This window comes from Chryseobacterium sp. VD8 (genome assembly GCF_037149975.1).
Classification (GTDB): Bacteria; Bacteroidota; Bacteroidia; order Flavobacteriales; family Weeksellaceae; genus Chryseobacterium; species Chryseobacterium indicum.
The window spans coordinates 1-20,455 of record NZ_JBBCQL010000035.1 but is presented as its reverse complement, the minus strand read 5'-3'; the positions used below and the strand labels follow the sequence as shown (position 1 = coordinate 20,455).

Here is a 20,455-nt window from a genome sequence, read left to right as displayed (position 1 = left end):
AAGAGAAATGCAGTTAAATGATTTATTAAAAAGAATTCCGGTATTAGAAATTCATGGTGACAACAGCCGTGAAATTTCAGAATTGGTATTCGACAGCAGAAAGGTTACGGAAAACTCCTTGTACATCGCAATGAGAGGAACGCTTGTGGACGGACATTCATTTATTGCATCTTCGGTGGAAAAAGGAGCAACAGCAGTTGTTTGCGAAGAATTCCCGGAACATCTTGATGGAAATGCCACCTATATTAAAGTAAAAGATTCATCCAAAACTTTAGGTCATTTAGCCTCCAATTTCTACGGTAATCCTTCAGAAAAACTAAAATTAATCGGAGTAACAGGAACCAACGGAAAAACTTCTGTTTCTACCCTGCTTTTTGATGTATTTAAAAATTTAGGATATGATTCCGCTTTGCTTTCTACCGTTGAAATCAGAATCGGAGAAAAGATCATTCCGGCAACACACACCACTCCGGATGTTATTACCATCAATAAAATTTTAGCTCAGGCGGTTGAAGAAGGCTGCGAGTTCGCATTTATGGAAGTAAGCTCCCACGGAATTGCCCAGAACAGAATTGAAGGACTTCACTTTAAAATTGCCGGATTTACCAATCTTACACACGATCATTTAGATTATCATAAAACGTTTGACGAATATCTGAAAACGAAAAAAAGATTTTTCGATCAGTTGGAAGATTCTGCGGTTGCCATTACCAATGTGGATGATAAGAACGGAAATGTCATGCTTCAGAACACAAAAGCTGTAAAAAGGTCTTATGCTTTGAAGACAATGGCAGATTTTCACGGAAAATTACTGGAAGTGGATTTCAACGGAATGCTGTTGAATTTCAACGGAAAAGAATTCTGGACAACACTCACCGGAAAATTCAATGTGTACAACCTCTTATTGGTTTTCGGAATTGCTTCCGAGCTGGGTTTTGAGTCAGACGAAATTTTACAGGCAATCAGCAAACTAAAAAGAGTGTCCGGAAGATTTGAGACCTTTAAATCAGACGGCGGAATTTTCTTTATCGTAGATTATGCACACACTCCGGATGCATTGGAAAACATTCTGGACAGCATTAATGATATCAGAACAAAAAATGAAAGACTGATCACCGTTTTCGGATGCGGAGGCGACAGAGATCATTCAAAAAGACCTGAAATGGGAAATATTGCTACGAAAAAATCAACATTGGCAATCATCACTTCAGACAACCCGAGAACAGAAGATCCGGCAGCAATCATCAAAGAAATCGAAGCCGGTGTTGAACCTCAGAATTTCAGCAAATACACTTCAATTCCGGACAGAAAAGAAGCCATCAAAATGGCGATAAAATTTGCAGAACCGAAAGATATCGTTCTCGTAGCCGGAAAAGGACACGAAACCTATCAGGAAATAAACGGCGTGAAACATCATTTTGACGACAAGGAAACCATTAATGAGCTGTGGAAATTAATGTCAAAATAAAAGATATTTAATTTAAATAAATGAAAACCTCTAAAATCATATTAATAATTTCCGCAGTTTTGGGATTAGGATTGTTAATAGTTTTTCTTTTAAATAATTATTCTAAAAAGAAAATTAAGATTTTAGATTGTGAACAAACTTATGAACTCAACAAGCCAAAGCTTGGTTATTTAGAGGTATCAGAATCAAATGCAAAAGTTGATGTAGCAATTTGCCTTTGTGAAAAATACCTTGAGAGTAAAGATAAAAAATATAAAAAAGAAATTTTAAAGTTATATAATGAGCCTTTTGGAGGGATTAGAATAATAATTGAAAATCCCGAGAAAAATATTGATTCGTTATGCAAACACAGAAATAACGTTTTTACAAAAATTTATAATCTTTAAGAACTGAAATAAAAGAAATGCTATACTACCTATACGAATATTTAACCAGCATGGGAATCCACGTTCCAGGATTAGGACTGTTGAAATACATCTCCTTCCGTGCAGGAATGGCGGTTCTGTTTTCTTTAACCATCGCTTTGGTGTATGGAAAAAGAATCATCAACTATCTGAGAGCAAAACAGATGGGAGAACTGGTGCGTGATCTTGGTCTGGACGGGCAGAAACAAAAAGAAGGCACTCCAACAATGGGAGGTCTTATCATTATTTTGGCAACGTTAATTCCTGTTTTGCTATTTACCAGAATTACAAACGTTTACATTGTTCTTCTGATTGTTTCCGTGATATGGATGGGTGCAATAGGCTTTCTGGATGATTATCTAAAAAAGATCAAAAAGAATAAAGACGGTTTAAGCGGTAAATTCAAAATCGTGGGACAGGTCGGATTGGGTTTAATCGTGGGAGTTACCATGTATTTTCATCCCGATATTACCGTAAAAAGAAAATATGCAGATGCAAAAGTGGTAAACAGAAATAATGTAGAGCAAAACTTTATGCCTACCGAGAAAATAACCGTTTCTACCGTTCCGTTTGCTAAAAACAACGAGTTCGATTACAGTGGAATTCTGTTTTGGATGAACGATAAAGACGCTCATGAATGGGCTTGGATTGTTTTCATTCCTATTGTGATTTTCATCGTAACGGCTGTTTCAAACGGAGCCAATATTACCGACGGAATTGATGGTCTTGCCGCAGGAACCAGTACCGTTATTTTACTAACGCTCGGCTTGTTTGCCTATCTTTCTGGAAACATCATTTTCGCTGATTATCTGAATATTATGTTCCTTCCCAACATGGGAGAAACCACCATATTCGTGGTCGCAATGGTAGGAGCCGTAATCGGATTCTTTTGGTATAACACCTATCCCGCTCAGGTTTTCATGGGCGACACCGGAAGTTTGATGTTAGGCGGAGTTATTGCCGTTTTAGCGATTATTTTAAGAAAAGAACTCATGATTCCTGTCCTTTGCGGAATTTTCCTGATCGAAAATATTTCCGTAATGCTTCAGGTCGTAGTATTTAAATATAGAAAAAGAAAATTCGGGCTCGAATATGCCCAAAACAATAGACTATTCAGAATGTCCCCTTTACATCACCATTATCAGAAGGGAGGCTTTCATGAGAGTAAAATAGTGAACAGAATGATCATCATCGGAGTAATGCTGGCAATTGTATGCCTGATAACCCTGAAGATGAGATAGAAAATTAATTTAAAAACTGGATGATTTACCTAAGTGAAAAATTCAGTCATTAAATCAAAAATTATATGAAAATAGTTGTTTTAGGAGGAGGAGAAAGTGGTTGCGGAGCTGCCTATCTGGCAAAAAAGAAAGGAATGGAAGTTTTTCTTTCCGATAAAGGTGCCATCAAGGATAACTACAGACAGTTTCTGAACGAGAATGGAATTGAATTCGAAGAAGGAAGCCACGATGAAGAAAGAATTTTAAATGCCGACTGGATTGTAAAAAGTCCGGGAATTCCGAAAAAGGCAGAAATGATTCAGAAAATTAACGAGAAAGGAATAAGACTTTCTTCTGAAATTGAATTTGCTTCGGAATTTACAGATGCGAAAATCATCGCCATCACAGGAAGCAACGGAAAAACAACAACAACGTCTCTCATCTACTACATCCTGAAAAACGACGGATTAAACGTAGGTTTAGGCGGAAATATCGGGTACAGCTTTGCAAAGCAGGTTGCCGATGAAAACCATGAATATTATGTTCTGGAAGTAAGCTCTTTCCAGTTGGACGATATTCAGAATTTCAGACCATATATTTCTTTATTGTTGAATTTGTCACAGGATCATCTGGATCAGTACAATTACAACTATGAAGAATATGCTCTGGCTAAATTCAGAATAACGGAAAATCAGGAAAATGACAACTTTTTCATCTACAATAAAGATGATGAGATGAGCAAAAATATTCTTGAAAAATTAGAAATTAAGGCGAAAATGATTCCTTTCTCCACCAAGGAAAAACTGGAAGAAGGAGGTTTCATTAACGACGAAACCATTGAGGTAAAACTGAAGGATACTTTTTCAATGAAACTTGATGAATTATCTCTTCTGGGAACTCACAATGTTGCCAACAGCTTAGCCGCTTCAATTGCCGGTAAAATATTGGAAATCAATAATGAAAGCATAAGAAATTCATTAATGACTTTTCAGGCGGTTGAACACAGACTGGAGCTTGTAACTGAAATTGAGGGTGTAAAATACATCAACGACAGCAAGGCGACCAATGTTAATGCAACCTATTACGCTTTAGAAAGCATGAAAACTCCTACCGTTTGGATCGTTGGAGGTTTAGATAAAGGTAATGACTATACTGAAATTGAAGAATTAGTCAAAAGAAAAGTAAAAGCAATCGTCTGCTTAGGAATTGATAATGAAAAGATTATCAACTTCTTTAAAGACAAAAAAGAATTTATTTACGACACGTCGAGCATGGAAAAAGCAGTGGAGATCTCAAAATCTCTCGCTGAAAAAGGAGATACGGTTTTACTGTCTCCGTGCTGTGCAAGTTTTGATTTATTCAAAAACTATGAAGACAGAGGTCATCAGTTTAAAGAGCAGGTATTAAAAGCCAATGGCAATTAGCCAAAAAGCCAACAGCATTATATATGAACGAACAAGACACAGAAAACAGATTTGAATTCCTGAAGGGCGATAAAGTACTTTGGATGGTCATTCTTGTGATCTCCATTTTCTCTATTTTCCCGGTTTATTCTGCAAGTTCGAATCTCGAATATATCGTTAATAACGGGACTACAACCGGTCACGTTATCAAACATATGTTCTTCGTAGTCTTAGGTTTGGGAATCATGAGAGTAGTCGGAATGGTAAAATACGAATACATCGGAAAACTCAGCAGCATCATGCTTGGTTTAATGGTTATTCTATTGATTGTCACTATGTTCACAGGACAGACCATTGACGGAGCCAGTGCTTCACGATGGCTGAAAATTCCCGGAACACCGATTTCATTTCAGCCGTCTTCCTTTGCTTTTTTAATGCTGATTATTTATCTGTGCAGATATTTAACCAAGAAAATAACGCGGGAACGACTTCCGATTGAGAACATCATGTACATCTTCGGTCCGATTCTGCTGGTTTTTGTACTGGTAGCAAAAGACAATGGTTCAACGGCGTTGATGATTTTAATGGTTTCCGTGATTGTGCTCGTCATCGGACAGTTACACTGGAAGTACATTGCAGGATTTATTTCTGCTTCATTCATCGCAATTGTTCTGTTTTTACTGGTGGCTTTAAACACCAACTTAATTGGAGGAAACCGTGTTCACACGTGGATGAGCCGTATTGAAACATTTACATCCAGCAAAGCTAAAACAGCCGACGTAGATGACGAAAGTGTAAAAGCTAAAAATTATCAGGTGATGATGGCAAAAGCGGCCATCGTACACGGCGGAGTTACAGGAATGGGACCCGGTAAAAGTGCTTTAAAACAAATGCTCCCTCAGTCTGCTTCCGACTTTATTTTCGCTGTGATTGTAGAAGAATACGGAGTGATCGGAGCTGTTTTTCTGGTAAGTTTATACTTAATAATGATTATCCGTATCGTCATGATAGCCAGTAAGATGCCTGCTTTTTTCGGCTCTTTGCTCGTTCTCAGCCTCGGAGTTATGATTTTTATACAACTATCTGTAAATATTGCAGTTGCCGTCAATTTAATCCCTGTAACAGGGCAACCGCTGCCTTTAATAAGTTACGGAGGAACCTCAATGTTGGTAACATATTTGCAGTTGGGAATTATTTTAAACATAAGCTCCAGAATTCAGATTTACGATGAAGAAGGAATGGGCAAAAAACAAAGCATAGCGGAGATTAACGACATTGCTTAAGACAAAAAAATTTATAAAAAAGATTTAAACAGAGATGAATAAACCATCAGCAGATAGCCAAAAAACAAAATCCATCCGTGTATTATTATCGGGAGGAGGAACAGGAGGACACATCTTTCCTGCTATTGCTATTGCGGACGAAATCAGAAAAAGATTTCCCGATGCTGAATTTTTGTTCATAGGAGCCAACGGAAAAATGGAAATGGAAAAAATTCCGCAGGCGGGTTATAAAATCGAAGGAATTGATATTGCCGGAATCAACAGAGGAAATCTTCTGTCGAATCTAGGATTGCCTTTTAAAATTTTAAAAAGCTTATCCAAATCGAAGAAGATCATTAAAAGTTTTGCTCCGGATTTTGCCGTGGGAACAGGAGGTTTCGCAAGCGGACCGGCTTTGTACGAGGCAAGTAAACTGGGAATTCCTATTTTTATTCAGGAACAGAATGCTCATGCAGGAGTTACGAATAAAATTTTAAGTAAAAAAGCAAAAGCCGTGTTCACCGCCTATCCGAAAGTGGAAGGCTTTCCGGCAGAAAAAATAAAGTTTCTGGGGAATCCGATTCGGGAGAATATCATTTCCGGAATGCAGGAAACCACTCAGGCAAAAGAAAAAATGGGCTTGGATAAAAATAAACTGACGATTTTATCTGTCGGAGGATCTTTAGGCTCAAGAACATTAAATAACGGATGGAAAGACAATCTGGAAAACCTTAAAGAAAAAGGTTACCAGTTGATCTGGCAAACCGGAAAGTTAGACTACAGCGAGTTGTCTTCCGACCTTCAGCTTCCAGCTTCCATCCAGCTCAAAGAATTCATCAAAGACATGGAAACCGCCTATTCTGCGGCAGATGTCATTGTTTCCAGAGCGGGTGCAATTGCCATTTCAGAGCTGGCGGTTGCGCAGAAGCCGGTTTTATTGGTTCCCTTCCCTTTTGCAGCGGAAGATCATCAAACCAAAAACGCAATGAATCTGGTTGAAAAAAATGCAGCCCGAATGGTAAAAGACTCCGAGATGAAGGACAAATTCTGGAATACCCTTTCAGAAATATGCGAAAATGAAAAAGTAAGAAAAGAAATGTCTGAAAATCTGAAATATTTTGCCAAACCAAATGCAGCAAAAGAGATTGTAGACGAGATTTTTAAAGTGATAAAATAAATTTAAGGTTTCGACAAGCTCAACCTGACAAAACATAGACAGTTAGTATTAGAGATGTCACCCTGAGCTTGTCGAAGGGTTAACAAAACCAACACAAATGAATGAAAATATATTATGTATACATTGTAAAATGTTCGGATAATTCTTATTATACAGGTTTTACCAATGATTTGGAAAAAAGAATTAATGAACATAATGACGGATTAAATCCTGAAAGCTATACATATACAAGAAAACCTGTAGAACTTGTTTTCTATTATGAATTTAATGATGTTAATCAGGCGATAGGATTTGAAAAACAAATTAAAGGTTGGAGTAGAAAGAAAAAGGAAGCAATAATAAATGATAATTGGGAATTGTTGCCTGAATTATCAAAAAATAAGATGAAAGATTAGAAAGGCTTCGACAGGCTCAGCCTGACACCGTTAAAAAATTAACGGAATAGTTGAAGTCTAATAGTATAAAATAGGATTAGCGATGTAGCTTTGAGTATATCGAGCCATTAAAGATTAAAATAAATAAATGAACAATTTAGAAACATATCAAAATTTTTACTTCGTTGGGATCGGAGGAATCGGGATGAGTGCTTTGGCGCGTTATTTCCATGCTTCGGGCAAAAAAGTTTCAGGCTACGATAAAACCAACACGAAACTTACTCAAGCATTAATGAGTGAGGGAATTGATATTGTTTTTGAAGATGTCATTAATGAAAAAATTACGTCGCTTCACAAAGAAGATACGTTAGTCATTTACACTCCGGCGATTAAGAAACTGGACATATTAGATTATTTCAATACCAATCAGTTTGAAGTATTAAAACGCGCAAAAGTTTTAGGATTGATTACGGAAAACACAGATTGCATTGCTGTTGCCGGAACTCACGGAAAGACAACCACTTCTACCTTAGTTTCACACTTATGCAAAGAAGCAAATTTGCCTTTTTCATGTTTTCTGGGAGGAATTTCTGAGAATTTTAAGTCAAATTTTCTCTACAACGGCTCACAATATTCAGTTGTGGAAGCAGATGAATACGACAGAAGCTTTCTAAACCTTTCTCCGGATTGGGCAGTTATTACTTCCACCGATGCCGATCATCTGGATATTTACGGAGATAAAAACACCATTGAAGAAGGGTTCAGACAGTTTGCAGCTCTGGTTCCCGAAGACAGACAGCTTTTTGTAAGAAAAGGAATTGAAATCGGAAGACCTCATCAAACTTACGCTGTAAACGAAGTGGCTGATTATTACTCAGATAACCTGAGAATGGATCATGATAAAATTTATTTTGATTTCCATACGCCCAACGAGACGGTAAAAGATTTTGTCTGGGAAATTCCGGGAATTCACAACGTAGAAAATGCTACGGTTGCGTTGGCTATTTTAAACAATTTAGGAGTAGATTTCGAAACGCTGAAAAAAGCAATTGCCAATTTCAAAGGAATTAAAAGAAGATATACAAAACACATCTACGAAAACGGTAAAATTTACATCGACGATTATGCACATCATCCGACAGAAATTAATGCCGTGATGGGTTCAATCCGGACATTTTACCCTGAAAAGAAATTATTGGTGGTTTTCCAGCCCCATCTTTTCAGCAGAACAAGAGATTTTGCAGACGGATTCGCAGAAAGTTTAAGTAAATCTGATGAACTGATTTTACTTGATATTTATCCGGCAAGAGAACTTCAGGAAAATTTTGAAGGAATCACTTCCGATTGGTTACTGGAAAAAGTTAATTTATATAAAAAAGAAGTTTCAACATTAGGCGAAGCTTTCAGTAAAATAAAAGAAAAAGATTTTGACATTCTCCTTACAGTAGGGGCAGGAAATATAGACACGCTGTATGATCCTGTTTGTGAGTGGATAGAGAAAATTTAATTTTAAATGTAACGCAAAGGACACAAAGAGTTTTTTGGAAACACGAAAACATGTTCGCAAGGGCGTTTCACTCAGCAAATGATAGCTGAAAATATCATTTAAGAGTAAATATAAAAACATAATGACAGAAAATGAAATTTCAAACATTGTTTTTGATGCAGGGATGAAAGTGCACCGAAAAATGGGAATCGGGCTTTATGAAAATGTTTATGAGCAATGTTTGATTCACGAGTTAAAAAATAGCGGATTGAACATTGAAAGTCAAAAAGATATTAGTGTCAATTATGAAGGTTTAATTATTGAGAAAGCATTCAGAGTTGATTTATTAATTGAAAATAAAGTAATTATAGAAATAAAAGCAGTTCCGGAAATTAATAAATATCATTTTTTCCAAATTCTTAATTATTTAAGAATCACAGAAATGAAATTAGGGATGATTTTAAATTTTCATTCTACCTTATTTAAAGACGGAGTAAAAAGAGCAGTAAACAAATTATAAAAAATATTTTCAGCTATCATTTGCTGAGTGAAACGCCTTTGCGAACATAAAAAGCGAGAATTTAAAGAAAAACCTTGCGACCGTAGCGTTAAAAAAGCTAAAAACAAAAATGAAAAATAAATACAGAATATTAAAAATTGCCATCACAGTAATCATCCTAGGATTTCTGTTGAGTTTCTCTTTGAAGAAATTCAGCGGACAGAAGATTACGGACAATAAAATTTCTGTAAAAATGAATGAAAAAACACCGGTTTACTTCATTGATGAAAAAGATATCAGGGAAATTGTAAAAAAGGAAAACCCTTCTGGAAAAGTGGGAGATCTCAATATTCCGGCTCTGGAAAAGAAGATCAACAATCTTCCGGCAGTGGACAGTGCGAATGTTTATTTAAACCTGAACGGAAAGCTGAATTTAGACATCAAACAGAGAGTTCCCGTTTTCAGATTAAACAAAGAAGGCAGAGACTTTTATGTCGATGAAAAAGGAATAGAATTTCCGATCTCTAAAACGTATTCTCATCCTTGTATGTTGGTGACAGGAAATGTAAAAAAAGAAGAGTATGAAAAACTTGCCGAACTGGTTGAAAAAATAGACAAAGACGATTTCAGTAAAAAATATTTTATCGGAATATCCAAAGACCGAAACGGCGACTATAATCTTCTTACCAGTGAAGGAAATTACAAAGTCGAGATCGGGGATTTAGATAATATAGATTTTAAAGTAAAAGGATTTAAGGCATTTGTAGAAAAATATCTTGTCTATCAAGATCCTGAGAAATACAGTATGGTTTCCATTAAATATCAGAACCAGATTGTAACGACCTTAAATCCCAATTACAAAGAAAACGACAGTATTTTAAAAGCGGCAAATATAGAATTAGCAAAAGCTCCTGTTGCAGTCACCAAAAGTGCCGAACCAAAGCCGAAAGCTGAAGTTAAAAAAGAAATTAAGAAAACGGGAAATCCTTCAAAACCGAAGGCAGCCCAAGCAAGAAAAACTGAGAAACCAACGGCGTCAAAACCGAAAACTAAAGCAAAAGTTAAGATCGAATAAAATAAAAAAACATCAATATACATAGGCAAAAACCTATGATCCTTATTAAAACAGGAACTGAAAAACAAAAAAATCAAATCGGTATAAAAATGGAAAATCAAGAGTATTCAGTAGGTCTGGACATCGGGACAACAAAGATTGTTGCGATTGTCGGAAGGAGGAATGCACACGGGAAAATAGAAGTTCTCGGTGTAGGAAAGGCGAAAAGTCTTGGGGTTCACAAAGGTATTGTGAATAATATTTCACAGACCATTAATTCAATCAAAGCTGCTGTGTCTGAGGCACAGTCCAGCGCAGGAGTTCCGATCCGTAAAGTTACGGTAGGAATTGCAGGAAAACACATCCGTTCTCTGCAGCACTCCGATTATATTATGCGTGAACATCCGGATAAATTCATCACAGACGACGACATTGAAGCATTAAAAGATCAGGTAAAAAAACTGGTTATGCTTCCTGGAGAAGAAATCATTCACGTTTTACCGCAGGAATACAAAGTAGATTCTGAAGGTGAAATTCAAGAACCGGTCGGGATGCACGGTAAGCGTTTAGAGGCCAACTTCCATGTGGTTGTAGGACAAATGGGAAGCATTCGCAATATCGCGAGATGCGTGAGAGAAGCAGGGCTTGAAATGGAAGCACTCACGCTGGAACCTTTGGCATCCTCTGAAGCGGTTCTTACAAAAGAAGAAAAAGAGGCAGGAGTTGCTATTGTAGATATCGGAGGCGGTACTACAGACATTGCCATCTTTAAAGATAATATCATCCGTCATACCTGTGTAATCCCTTACGGAGGAGGAATCATTACGGAAGACATCAAAGAAGGCTGTTCGATCATTGAGAAACATGCAGAGCAACTGAAAGTAAAATTCGGCTCTGCCGTTCCTGAGCTTGAAAAAGACAGCACATATGTTACCATTCCCGGGCTTCACGGAAGACCGGATAAAGAAATTTCCCTGAAAACTTTAGCACAGATCATCAATGCGAGAGTAGAAGAAATTCTGGAAATGGTAAATACAGAATTAAAGGCTTACGGAGCTTTTGAACAAAAGAAAAAACTGATTGCAGGAATAGTATTAACGGGAGGCGGATCCAACCTGAAACACCTTCGTCAGCTCGCCAATTATACAACAGGATTCGACAGCAGAATCGGATTTGCAAATGAGTATGTGGCGAATGATAAAAATCAGTATCTTAAAGGTCCCGAATTTGCGACTTCCATTGGTTTATTAATGGAAAGTTTAAAAATCAGAGATAAAAAGCTGAACACGGTAGAAGACACTCCTGTTTTGGAAAAAGAGCAGCCGGAAAATGCTGCTGCACAAGCTGCGATTGAAACTTCACAACCCGCTCCGCAGGAAGTTGCACCGATACAGGAACAACAGCCTAGAGAAGAACAGCATGAGAATAAAAAGGCGGCGAAACTCACTTTCGGGCAGTCGCTGATGGAAAAAGTAAAAAAATTCTTTGAAGAAGTAGAATAAAATATAAATGATAAAAGATCAGTGATAATTGATGATTTATTTTTTAATTAAAACAAAATCATTATTCATTTATCGCTTATCAATTATAATTATTAAAAGAAACTAATTATGGAAAACATAGGTACACAAGGATTTTCATTTGATTTGCCAAAAGGAAATTCATCAATCATAAAAGTAATCGGTGTTGGAGGCGGTGGAAACAATGCGCTGAAACACATGTACGAAAAAGGTATTCACGGAGTGGATTTCGTGATTTGCAATACAGACGCTCAGACTTTAGATAACAATCCGGTTGCCAACAAGGTACAGCTGGGAACTACCATTACGGAAGGTCTTGGCGCAGGAGCCGATCCTGAAGTGGGAGAAAAATCTGCGATCGAAAGCATCGAAGATATTAAAGCTGCTATGGGACAGAATACCAAAATGGTTTTCATCACTGCCGGAATGGGTGGTGGTACAGGAACCGGAGCTGCTCCCGTTATTGCTAAAGTAGCCAAAGATATGGGAATCTTAACGGTAGGAATCGTTACCGTCCCTTTCAGTTTTGAAGGGAAAAGAAGACTGGAACAGGCTGAAAACGGTCTTGATAAATTAAGAAATAACGTGGACTCATTAATTGTCATCAACAACGATAAATTAAGACAGCAATTCGGAAACCTTGGATTCAAGCAGGGATTCTCGAAAGCCGATGAAGTTTTAACAAACGCGGCAAAAGGAATGGCGGAAGTTATTACGGGTTACTTTGATGTCAACATTGACTTTAGAGATGCTAAATCTGTGCTTCAGAATTCAGGAACGGCTTTGATGTCTACAGGAATTGCTTCCGGTGAAAATAAAGCCGAAGAAGCGGTTAAAAAAGCACTTGATTCCCCACTATTGAATGACAACAAAATTACAGGCGCGAAAAACGTTCTGTTATTGATCCGAAGTGGCGTGGAAGAAGTGACCATGGACGAGATCGGTGTCATTATGGATCATATCCAGAAAGAAGCAGGAAACACAGCGGATATTATTTTCGGGGTTGGAGCAGATGAAGAACTGGGAGATTCTGTAAGCGTTCTTGTAATCGCAACAGGTTTTTCTAACGATAACAAAAAATTTGCAGGACCTACAGAGAAAATTAAAATCAGCCTGAACGACAGTTTCGACACTCCAAAAGAGTCTCCTTTCAAAACCAGAGAGGAAAGACATTCTCACGCAGAGCAGGATTATGATTTCGGAGGTAAAAACCTTTTCAGATTAGACGACGAAGACCACGATCATCCACAGTTCGGTGTTACGTCTACTGAAAAAAAAATGACTATTGGCAACGAAGAGACTAAAACTGAAATAAAATTCTTTGATAGAGAGGAAGATACGGTTAACAGCACTCAGGATTGGAGAAATGATGATGAACAGGAAGAATCTTTCAGCTTATTTACTTTAGATGAAGAAGCAGAAGATCCGAATGATCTGGAAATAGAATCTTTTAAGTTTGATTTTGATCATAAAAAAGAAGAACCACAGTCTAATACTGCTTTCAATAACACTTTTTCTGAAGAAAAACCTGTTGAATTCAGCTTCTTCGTAAATGAGCCTGTAAAAAATGAACCAAAATCTGATTTCGGACAGCCAAAAGCAGAACTTGCAGCAATCAACGAAGTGAATCAGCTTACAGAAGAGCCATTTCAGAAAGTAGAACATTTCTTTCAGCATCTGAAAGAAGAGCCTGTTGCTGAAAATAAGACAGAAACCGAAGCCCCGAAACCGGCGGAAGAAGAATTCACCTTCGTGAATAAAACCGTGGATCAGGAAAGAGTAATGGAAAGAAGAAACAAACTAAAAGAGTTTAACTCTCGTTACCAGAGTTTCGACAGTTCCAGCGAGTTTGAATCTGTGCCTGCATTCAAGAGAAAAAATATTTCCATTGAAGGAACCAATGCATCAGACCAGAATATCAACACATATTTGTCTGATAACAACGGAAATATGCAGATCAGAGAAAACAGATTTTTAAATAAAGATGTAGACTAAAATTTAATTTGAAAATGTGGTCATTTGAGAATTTGAACATTATACATTCTTGATTCTAAAATAATTGCATTTTCAAATTGTCTCATTTTTCAAACTATCAAATTAAAACCATGAGTTTAGAAAATACAATAAACGAAGCTATAAAAACAGCAATGAGAGCGAAAGACAAAGTGGCTTTGGATTCTCTTCGTGCTGTAAAATCTCAGATATTACTGCTTAAAACGGAAGCCAGAGGAGCAGAAGTAAGCGCAGAACAGGAAATTGCTATTCTTCAGAGAATGGTAAAGCAGCGTAAGGATTCTGCCGAACAGTTTACTGCACAGGGAAGAAATGATCTTGCCGAAGTGGAGGAAGCTCAGATGAAAGTGATTGAGCAGTTTTTGCCGAAACAGCTTTCAGCAGAAGAACTGGAAGCAGAAATGAAAAACATTATCGCTGAAACAGGCGCTGAATCTATGAAAGATTTAGGAAAGGTAATGGGAATTGCTTCAAAATCTTTAGCCGGAAAATCGGACGGAAAAAGCATTTCCGAGATGGCGAAAAAACTGCTTTCATAATTGCTGATTGCTGGTAATTTTTAGTTGAGTGGTCTTCTATCCATCAACAAACAAAAACCATCAGCTATTTTATAAGGATATTCAACCTTTACATATCGATTTGATTAAAGAAGCCCGAAACTTTTCAGTTTCGGGCTTCATTTATTTTTTTCTGAGTGACATCAATTATTGCTCAAAATAAAAGCAAAAACTGAAAGAAAATAAATTGAGAGGGATCAGTGTAAATATTTTTTCATGGTCAACTGTTTTCAGAATCATTTCAAATTTAGTAATTATTTTTGATAATTAACATATTTAATTTAAAATTTTATAATTATTATTAAACTATTAACATTCAATTCATTTTGTTTTCTAAAACAACCGATAGTTTTTATATATTGATGAAACGTAAAGAATTGCTTAAATTTGTACTTTACAAAAAACAAAAATATGTATCCACAAGATTTAGTAATGCCTATGAAGGCTGAACTTACAGATAAAGGTTTCGAAGATCTGACCACTCCGGCTCAGGTAGAAGAAGCATTAAAACAATCAGGAACTACCCTTTTGGTGATTAACTCTGTATGCGGATGTGCTGCAGGAGCTGCAAGACCGGGAGTTGTGTATTCTTTAACAGGAGACAAAAAACCGGATCATTTAACTACTGTCTTCGCAGGTTTTGATACGGAAGCGGTAGTTGAAGCAAGAAAACATTTAGCACCGTTCCCTCCAAGCTCACCTTGCGTAGCATTGTTTAAAGACGGAGAACTTGTTCATATGCTGGAAAGACACCACATCGAAGGAAATCCTGCAGGAGCAATTGCTGCAAACCTTCAGGCTGCTTACGACGAGTATTGCTAGTAAATGAGCATTTCAGATATAAACCGTTACATATTTTGTAGCGGTTTTTTTATTTTATCATCATAAAAAAATTCTCTGAAAAATCAATTATTGTTATATTTGTTGAAATGGCAACGAAAGCACTTTTCAATACTGTAGTCAATTGGTTTATCCGGCAGAGGATAGATCAGATTCAGAATTTCATGAATCATCCTATTGAAACACAGAAAGGTATCTTATTTTCCCAGTTATTTCATGCAGAAGATACGGAGTATGGCAGAAAATACGGTTTTAATTCCATTTCGAGTTATCAGGACTTTAAAAACAAAGTTCCGGTCGTTACCTACGAAGAAATGGAGCCTTATATTGAAAAAGCAAGACAGGGACAGAAAGACGTAAGCTGGCCCGGTTACATCAAACATTTTGCAAAATCTTCGGGAACCACGAATGCCAAAAGCAAATTCATCCCGATTTCTGCGGAAAGTCTTGAATACTGCCACATGAAAGCCGGAAAAGATATGGTTTCCATTTATGCCAATAATCATCCGGAAAATCAGCTTTTTAATTATAAAAATTTACGCCTGGGCGGAAGTTCTGAACTCTATGCAGATTTTAATACCAAATTTGGCGATTTATCGGCTATTCTGATTGATAATCTTCCTTTCTGGGTAGAAGTAACCACCACTCCGAGTAAAAAGGTTTCTTTGATGGGAGAATGGGAAAGCAAACTCAGAGCCATTACGTCCGAAGTTAAAAATGAAGATGTAGGAAGTATTCTTGGAGTTCCAAGCTGGATGATGGTTCTTTTACAAAGGGTTCTGAAGGAAACTGATGTGCAAAACATTTCAGAACTGTGGCCGAATCTTGAAGTGTTTTTCCACGGAGGAATCAGCTTTAAGCCCTACAGAGAACAGTACAAACAGATTATAGGAAAAAACATCAATTACTACGAGATCTATAATGCTTCCGAAGGCTTTTTCGGAATTCAGGACAGATCGAATAGTGATGAAATGCTTCTGATGCTCGATTACGGTATTTTTTATGAGTTTATTCCGATGGATCAGTTCCATTTTTCCAATCCGAAAGTCGTGAGTCTGGAAGATGTGGAAATCGGGAAAAATTATGCAATGGTGATTACGACAAACGGCGGATTGTGGAGATATCTCATTGGCGATACCGTTATTTTTACCTCAATCAATCCGTTCAGAATAAAAATTACGGGAAGAACGAAACATTACATTAATGCTTTTGGGGAGGAGCTTATGATTACCAATGTAGAATCTGCCCTTTCTAAAGCCTGTGAAGAAACCAATGCATCCGTTTCCGACTTCACAGGAGCCCCTGTTTTCATGAAAGAGAACGAAGGCGGAGCGCATGAGTGGATTTTTGAATTCCGCGAAAAACCGGACAATTTAGAGCGTTTTATAGATGCTTTTGATAATCATCTTAAATCCATTAATTCTGACTACGAAGCCAAACGTTACAACAATATGACGCTGAAAAGACCGATTGTGCATATTGCAAAGCCCAATCTTTTTTATTGCTGGCTGGAATCCAAAGGCAAACTGGGCGGACAAAATAAGGTTCCCAGACTGAGCAACGATCGAGAATATATTGATCCTTTACTTGAACTGAACAAATAAAAAAACCGCAGAAAAACTGCGGTTTCGTTTTTTATAAGAAGATATTTATTTGCTTAAATCCTCTTTTAATTTTTTAGCGCCTTCTTCAACTTTGGAAGCTCCTTTTGCTGCGGCACTTTTTACATCTTTTCCTACTTTATCAGCTCCTTCTTTAATGTCCTGCCCTGCTTTCTGAAGATCCTGTTTTGTTTTGTCTGCAGTTGCATCTATTTTATTTTTTGCATCTTCGGCAGCGTTATCAATCTTTTGTCCGGCAGCATCAATTTTAGCCTGGGTATTTTCTTTCACTTCATTAATTTTTGCCGAATCTACTCCGATTCCGTTTTCTGAAACAGTAGTAGTGGTGGTAGTTGTAGATCCGTCCTGATTTTCAACAGTTTCGGTTTTTGATGTAGACTTTGTACATGATACAACTACTGCTGCAATCATCAGTACAGATAAAATGCTTCTTTTCATACTTTATAATTTTTTTTTTAAAACGTTTTTTTGTGATTTATATTATGCAGATTTTACTTCCGCAGAAGGTTCAGAACTTTTCTTTTTCTCCTCGTCTGTTTTTTTCTTTTCTTCATCTGCTTTCTTTTTATTTTCTTTCTCAAGCTCCTCTTTCAGCTTCTTTTCCTGCTCCTGAATTTTCAGTGCTTCTTTTAATGAATCCTGATACTGTTTTGAAGATATCCTGATCTGTCTTGCCACATCTACAGAAACCGCGCCATTCGAGAAAGAATCGATTGCGGTGGTATCATAACTTGCTTTCGGACTGTCTGGAGGATAAAAATCTGCCGGTTCTTTTTTTGAACAGGACATCACAACTGCCGAGAAAATAATAGCTGCAAAAGATAAATTTTTCATGGAACTAATTTAACAGAAATTCTGCAATTACAGGATAATGATCCGATAATCTTACAGAATTATCCACTTTATAACTTAAAGGAATGATTGATTTTGAACTGAAGATATAATCGATTCTCAACGGAACCTTATAATCATGAAAACTTGAGGAGCTTCCGTTTCCCGCCGCTAAGAAAGCATCCTGAAGATCTTTTCCCAGATTATAATATTCATAAGAATTGGGAACAGAGTTGAAATCACCCGCCAGAATTACAGGATATGGTGAAAGATCTACCGCTTTTCTTATTTTTTTGATCTGGTCTTCGTGTGCTTTAAAAGTAGGAATCATATGCGAGAGCAGTGTATTGATTTTCCCGCCTTCTTTTTTCAGTCCGTCGAACTGAAGCATGGATTTATGCAGCCGGAAAGGTTCAAGATAAACATTAACAATTCTTACAATTTTTCCGTTGATATCTACATCCGCATAAAATGAGTTTCCACGCGATTTATCCGTGATTAATTCTTCCTGTCTTACAATTTTATGCTTAGTTTTTAAAATAACAGAAGGGTATTTTACCAGATCCTGTCTCAAGGCACGGTTGGTATCTTTTTCCTGAACCAGAATGATATCCGCATTCTGATCCTGAATATATTTTTTCACTTTATCCCAGCCAAAATCGCCGTATTTTACATTAAACGTAATGACTTTTATATCTCTTATTGATTTCTGACTTTCTGTTTTCGGGGTAAAGTTGATCCATCTTCGGATAGGATTATAAAATAAAAATGTTCCCACAACAAATGCAATGGCAATTTTTTCTTTTCTGAAAATCCAGATCAGTGTGAAAATAATATGTAATGAAATAAGATAGGGAAAACCCAGAGAAAGAAGATTGAGATTTCCAAGCAGGTTAGGCGGAACCCATGCGTTCCCTAATGTACACAGGAGCAGTATACCAACAACAATATGGAAAAATAACAATACTTGACGCGGCTTCATGAAAACAGTCTAAGGATATAGTGCTTTCAGCAAAAATCCTACCATAAGAAAAACATTAACTGTTTTTATAATTTAGTTTTGCAGTTTAAATGTCGCAATAACAGGATAATGGTCTGAAAGTTTCGCAGAACGGTCGACTTTATAACTTAACGGTTTAACGGATTTTGAAGCAAAAATATAATCAATCCTGATCGGGAATTTATAATCATGAAAACTGGTGGCACTTCCGCTTCCGGCTTTCATAAATGCATCTTCAAGATCTTTTGATAATTCGCAGTACTCATAAGAATTGGGAACAGAGTTAAAATCGCCTGCCAAAATCACAGGATAAGGCGAAGATTCAATACTTTCTTTGATGGGAGTAATCTGTTCCTGATGCACTTTAAAGGTCGGAATCAGTTTTCTGACAATACCTCTCAGCTTCTGCTCATCTTCATCACTATCACCATTCAGCTTTACCATACTTTTATCAAACCTGAAAGGCTGAAGATAAACATTAATGATCCGGTAGTTTTTTCCATTGATCTCAATATCTGTCTGCGTTGCATTGCCGTTTTCATAATCTCCAAGCAAATTTTTCTCAGCAATGACTTTATGTTTTGTAAAAACGCTTGTAAGTAGAGTTTTGCTGCTTTGGTTCAGATCTTTAAAATCATATTTTTTATTAACCATCTCTTGAAACAGAACAACATCCGCATCCTGACTGTTGATGAAATCTTTAATATTTTCTTTTCCTAAAATGCCGTTTTTAACGTTGAACGTGACAATTTTTAAATCTGCTTTTTCATTTTTGGGCTGAGAAAAATTAATCCATCGCAAAACAGGATTGAAAAAGAGCAGTCCTGCGAAGAAAAAGACAAACGCTCTCTTCTTCCAACTGATAATCCAGAAAATGGTAAGCAGAACGTAAGCAATAATTAACAGAGGAAAACCTAAAGAAAGTAAATTCAGCCAAGGAAATATTTTGGGTGAAACATAAGCATTCATTAACATTCCGGATAATAAAATAAATATTCCGGTGTGAAGGATGAGAAAAATAAGACGAAGGATTTTCAAGAGGTTTAATTAAATCTGTACAAATGCTTTCTCCAAATTCTTGCCAAAATAAAACCTACAATCGCTCCTCCTACGTGAGCCAAATGCGCAATCCCGCCTCCATTTCCGGAAACTCCCAGATAAATGGAGCCAATAACAACGACCGGCAATACATATTTAACTTTCATAGGAATCGGAATAAACATAATTCCTATTTTTGCCTCCGGATAAAGTGTTGCAAATGCTGCCACAACACCAAATATCGCTCCGGAAGCTCCTACCATTGGAGTTCCCATAATTCCATTCAGCTCTCCAACCAATTCCTGTTGTCGAAGTACAGCCTGAGAAGAACCTGAATATTGTACAGAGGAACCTGAAAGATATTCATTCAGATTAAATCCTAACTGCTGCAATTCGTTGGAAATCTGCTGAACCTCAACAAAATTCCAAAGATTAAACAGGAAAAAGGCTCCCAAACCACTTAAAAAGTAAAGAATTAAATATTTTTTTTCTCCTAAGCTGTTTTCCAGTATAGGTCCGAAACTGAATAAAGTAAACATATTGAAAAGGATATGCATGAAGCTTCCATGCATAAACATATGCGTAACAATCTGCCAAGATTTGAAAAATGGCGAGAAGGGATAAAAAGCAGCAAGATATCCTACAAATCTATCCTGAAACAGCAAATTGGCTATAACAAATACAGCA

20 protein-coding genes are annotated in these 20,455 nt (G+C 36.9%); 15 read left to right on the top strand and 5 right to left on the bottom strand.

The annotated features are described in order from the left end of the window. Positions 1–7 precede the first annotated feature (7 nt). The 15 genes from WFK35_RS06180 (at position 8) to WFK35_RS06110 (ending at position 16,881) form a co-directional block, all read left to right on the top strand. A complete protein-coding gene (locus tag WFK35_RS06180) occupies positions 8–1,468 on the top strand; it encodes a UDP-N-acetylmuramoyl-L-alanyl-D-glutamate--2,6-diaminopimelate ligase (RefSeq protein ID WP_336731873.1) in 1,461 nt (486 codons plus the stop codon). Positions 1,469–1,488: 20 nt separating this feature from the next. Next, positions 1,489–1,854, top strand: a complete 366-nt coding sequence (locus WFK35_RS06175) for a hypothetical protein (protein WP_336731872.1) — start codon at positions 1,489–1,491, stop codon at positions 1,852–1,854. Between the two features lie 17 nt (positions 1,855–1,871). Then, complete coding sequence (gene mraY, locus WFK35_RS06170) at positions 1,872–3,113, top strand: phospho-N-acetylmuramoyl-pentapeptide-transferase (RefSeq protein WP_076391180.1); 1,242 nt, start codon at positions 1,872–1,874, stop codon at positions 3,111–3,113. A 65-nt stretch (positions 3,114–3,178) separates the two neighbouring features. Continuing rightward, complete coding sequence (murD, locus tag WFK35_RS06165) at positions 3,179–4,516, top strand: UDP-N-acetylmuramoyl-L-alanine--D-glutamate ligase (RefSeq protein ID WP_116099092.1); 1,338 nt, start codon at positions 3,179–3,181, stop codon at positions 4,514–4,516. Positions 4,517–4,539: 23 nt separating this feature from the next. After that, positions 4,540–5,778, top strand: coding sequence for an FtsW/RodA/SpoVE family cell cycle protein (locus WFK35_RS06160; RefSeq protein WP_076391176.1), 1,239 nt, complete (start codon positions 4,540–4,542; stop codon positions 5,776–5,778). 34 nt (positions 5,779–5,812) lie between these two features. Next, positions 5,813–6,934, top strand: a complete 1,122-nt coding sequence (gene murG, locus WFK35_RS06155; RefSeq protein WP_336731871.1) for an undecaprenyldiphospho-muramoylpentapeptide beta-N-acetylglucosaminyltransferase — start codon at positions 5,813–5,815, stop codon at positions 6,932–6,934. Positions 6,935–7,035: 101 nt separating this feature from the next. Next, positions 7,036–7,329: a GIY-YIG nuclease family protein gene (locus WFK35_RS06150; RefSeq protein WP_235132266.1), complete on the top strand. Its 294-nt coding sequence runs from the start codon at positions 7,036–7,038 to the stop codon at positions 7,327–7,329. A 127-nt stretch (positions 7,330–7,456) separates the two neighbouring features. After that, the gene (gene murC / locus WFK35_RS06145) at positions 7,457–8,815 is read left to right on the top strand and encodes a UDP-N-acetylmuramate--L-alanine ligase (protein ID WP_336731870.1); all 1,359 of its coding nucleotides are present in this window, start codon (positions 7,457–7,459) and stop codon (positions 8,813–8,815) included. A gap of 121 nt (positions 8,816–8,936) precedes the next feature. Further along, the gene (locus WFK35_RS06140) at positions 8,937–9,314 is read left to right on the top strand and encodes a GxxExxY protein (protein ID WP_336731869.1); all 378 of its coding nucleotides are present in this window, start codon (positions 8,937–8,939) and stop codon (positions 9,312–9,314) included. 109 nt (positions 9,315–9,423) lie between these two features. Further along, positions 9,424–10,368 carry a cell division protein FtsQ/DivIB gene (locus tag WFK35_RS06135; protein WP_336731868.1) on the top strand — a complete coding sequence of 315 codons (945 nt, stop codon included), beginning with the start codon at positions 9,424–9,426 and terminating at the stop codon, positions 10,366–10,368. A gap of 89 nt (positions 10,369–10,457) precedes the next feature. After that, positions 10,458–11,849, top strand: coding sequence for a cell division protein FtsA (ftsA, locus tag WFK35_RS06130; protein ID WP_087707063.1), 1,392 nt, complete (start codon positions 10,458–10,460; stop codon positions 11,847–11,849). 108 nt (positions 11,850–11,957) lie between these two features. Next, entirely contained in the window at positions 11,958–13,862 is a 1,905-nt protein-coding gene (gene ftsZ, locus WFK35_RS06125; protein WP_336731867.1) for a cell division protein FtsZ, read from the top strand. A gap of 110 nt (positions 13,863–13,972) precedes the next feature. Then, complete coding sequence (locus WFK35_RS06120; RefSeq protein WP_076391162.1) at positions 13,973–14,419, top strand: GatB/YqeY domain-containing protein; 447 nt, start codon at positions 13,973–13,975, stop codon at positions 14,417–14,419. Positions 14,420–14,848: 429 nt separating this feature from the next. Further along, complete coding sequence (locus WFK35_RS06115) at positions 14,849–15,259, top strand: BrxA/BrxB family bacilliredoxin (protein ID WP_076391160.1); 411 nt, start codon at positions 14,849–14,851, stop codon at positions 15,257–15,259. A 107-nt stretch (positions 15,260–15,366) separates the two neighbouring features. Next, positions 15,367–16,881 (top strand): GH3 auxin-responsive promoter family protein, encoded by a 1,515-nt coding sequence (locus tag WFK35_RS06110; protein ID WP_336731866.1) that lies wholly within the window; start codon positions 15,367–15,369, stop codon positions 16,879–16,881. Positions 16,882–16,926: 45 nt separating this feature from the next. Here the strand turns inward: WFK35_RS06110 and WFK35_RS06105 are convergent, their stop codons facing one another. The 5 genes from WFK35_RS06105 to WFK35_RS06085 all read right to left on the bottom strand — a co-directional run. Then, positions 16,927–17,337, bottom strand: a complete 411-nt coding sequence (locus WFK35_RS06105; RefSeq protein ID WP_336731865.1) for a hypothetical protein — start codon at positions 17,335–17,337, stop codon at positions 16,927–16,929. Between the two features lie 42 nt (positions 17,338–17,379). Then, positions 17,380–17,733, bottom strand: a complete 354-nt coding sequence (locus tag WFK35_RS06100; protein WP_336731864.1) for a hypothetical protein — start codon at positions 17,731–17,733, stop codon at positions 17,380–17,382. A gap of 4 nt (positions 17,734–17,737) precedes the next feature. Then, positions 17,738–18,712, bottom strand: a complete 975-nt coding sequence (locus tag WFK35_RS06095) for an endonuclease/exonuclease/phosphatase family protein (RefSeq protein WP_336731863.1) — start codon at positions 18,710–18,712, stop codon at positions 17,738–17,740. A 72-nt stretch (positions 18,713–18,784) separates the two neighbouring features. After that, on the bottom strand, positions 18,785–19,768 hold the full coding sequence (locus WFK35_RS06090) for an endonuclease/exonuclease/phosphatase family protein (protein ID WP_336731862.1): 984 nt from the start codon (positions 19,766–19,768) through the stop codon (positions 18,785–18,787). Between the two features lie 5 nt (positions 19,769–19,773). Next, on the bottom strand, positions 19,774–20,455 hold a 682-nt coding region (locus tag WFK35_RS06085), incomplete at its 5' end, for a rhomboid family intramembrane serine protease (protein ID WP_336731861.1).

Excerpts from the sequence above, each read along its gene's own strand:
- WFK35_RS06120 (WP_076391162.1), top strand. The coding sequence starts at position 13,973 with ATGAGTTTAGAAAATACAATAAACGAAGCTATAAAAACAGCAATGAGA.
- WFK35_RS06135 (WP_336731868.1), top strand. The coding sequence starts at position 9,424 with ATGAAAAATAAATACAGAATATTAAAAATTGCCATCACAGTAATCATC.
- WFK35_RS06100 (WP_336731864.1), bottom strand. The coding sequence starts at position 17,733 with ATGAAAAATTTATCTTTTGCAGCTATTATTTTCTCGGCAGTTGTGATG.
- WFK35_RS06115 (WP_076391160.1), top strand. The coding sequence starts at position 14,849 with ATGTATCCACAAGATTTAGTAATGCCTATGAAGGCTGAACTTACAGAT.
- WFK35_RS06095 (WP_336731863.1), bottom strand. The coding sequence starts at position 18,712 with ATGAAGCCGCGTCAAGTATTGTTATTTTTCCATATTGTTGTTGGTATA.
- murG (WP_336731871.1), top strand. The coding sequence starts at position 5,813 with ATGAATAAACCATCAGCAGATAGCCAAAAAACAAAATCCATCCGTGTA.
- WFK35_RS06140 (WP_336731869.1), top strand. The coding sequence starts at position 8,937 with ATGACAGAAAATGAAATTTCAAACATTGTTTTTGATGCAGGGATGAAA.
- murC (WP_336731870.1), top strand. The coding sequence starts at position 7,457 with ATGAACAATTTAGAAACATATCAAAATTTTTACTTCGTTGGGATCGGA.
- WFK35_RS06180 (WP_336731873.1), top strand. The coding sequence starts at position 8 with ATGCAGTTAAATGATTTATTAAAAAGAATTCCGGTATTAGAAATTCAT.
- ftsZ (WP_336731867.1), top strand. The coding sequence starts at position 11,958 with ATGGAAAACATAGGTACACAAGGATTTTCATTTGATTTGCCAAAAGGA.
- WFK35_RS06105 (WP_336731865.1), bottom strand. The coding sequence starts at position 17,337 with ATGAAAAGAAGCATTTTATCTGTACTGATGATTGCAGCAGTAGTTGTA.
- mraY (WP_076391180.1), top strand. The coding sequence starts at position 1,872 with ATGCTATACTACCTATACGAATATTTAACCAGCATGGGAATCCACGTT.
- WFK35_RS06160 (WP_076391176.1), top strand. The coding sequence starts at position 4,540 with ATGAACGAACAAGACACAGAAAACAGATTTGAATTCCTGAAGGGCGAT.
- WFK35_RS06175 (WP_336731872.1), top strand. The coding sequence starts at position 1,489 with ATGAAAACCTCTAAAATCATATTAATAATTTCCGCAGTTTTGGGATTA.
- WFK35_RS06150 (WP_235132266.1), top strand. The coding sequence starts at position 7,036 with ATGAAAATATATTATGTATACATTGTAAAATGTTCGGATAATTCTTAT.
- ftsA (WP_087707063.1), top strand. The coding sequence starts at position 10,458 with ATGGAAAATCAAGAGTATTCAGTAGGTCTGGACATCGGGACAACAAAG.
- murD (WP_116099092.1), top strand. The coding sequence starts at position 3,179 with ATGAAAATAGTTGTTTTAGGAGGAGGAGAAAGTGGTTGCGGAGCTGCC.
- WFK35_RS06110 (WP_336731866.1), top strand. The coding sequence starts at position 15,367 with ATGGCAACGAAAGCACTTTTCAATACTGTAGTCAATTGGTTTATCCGG.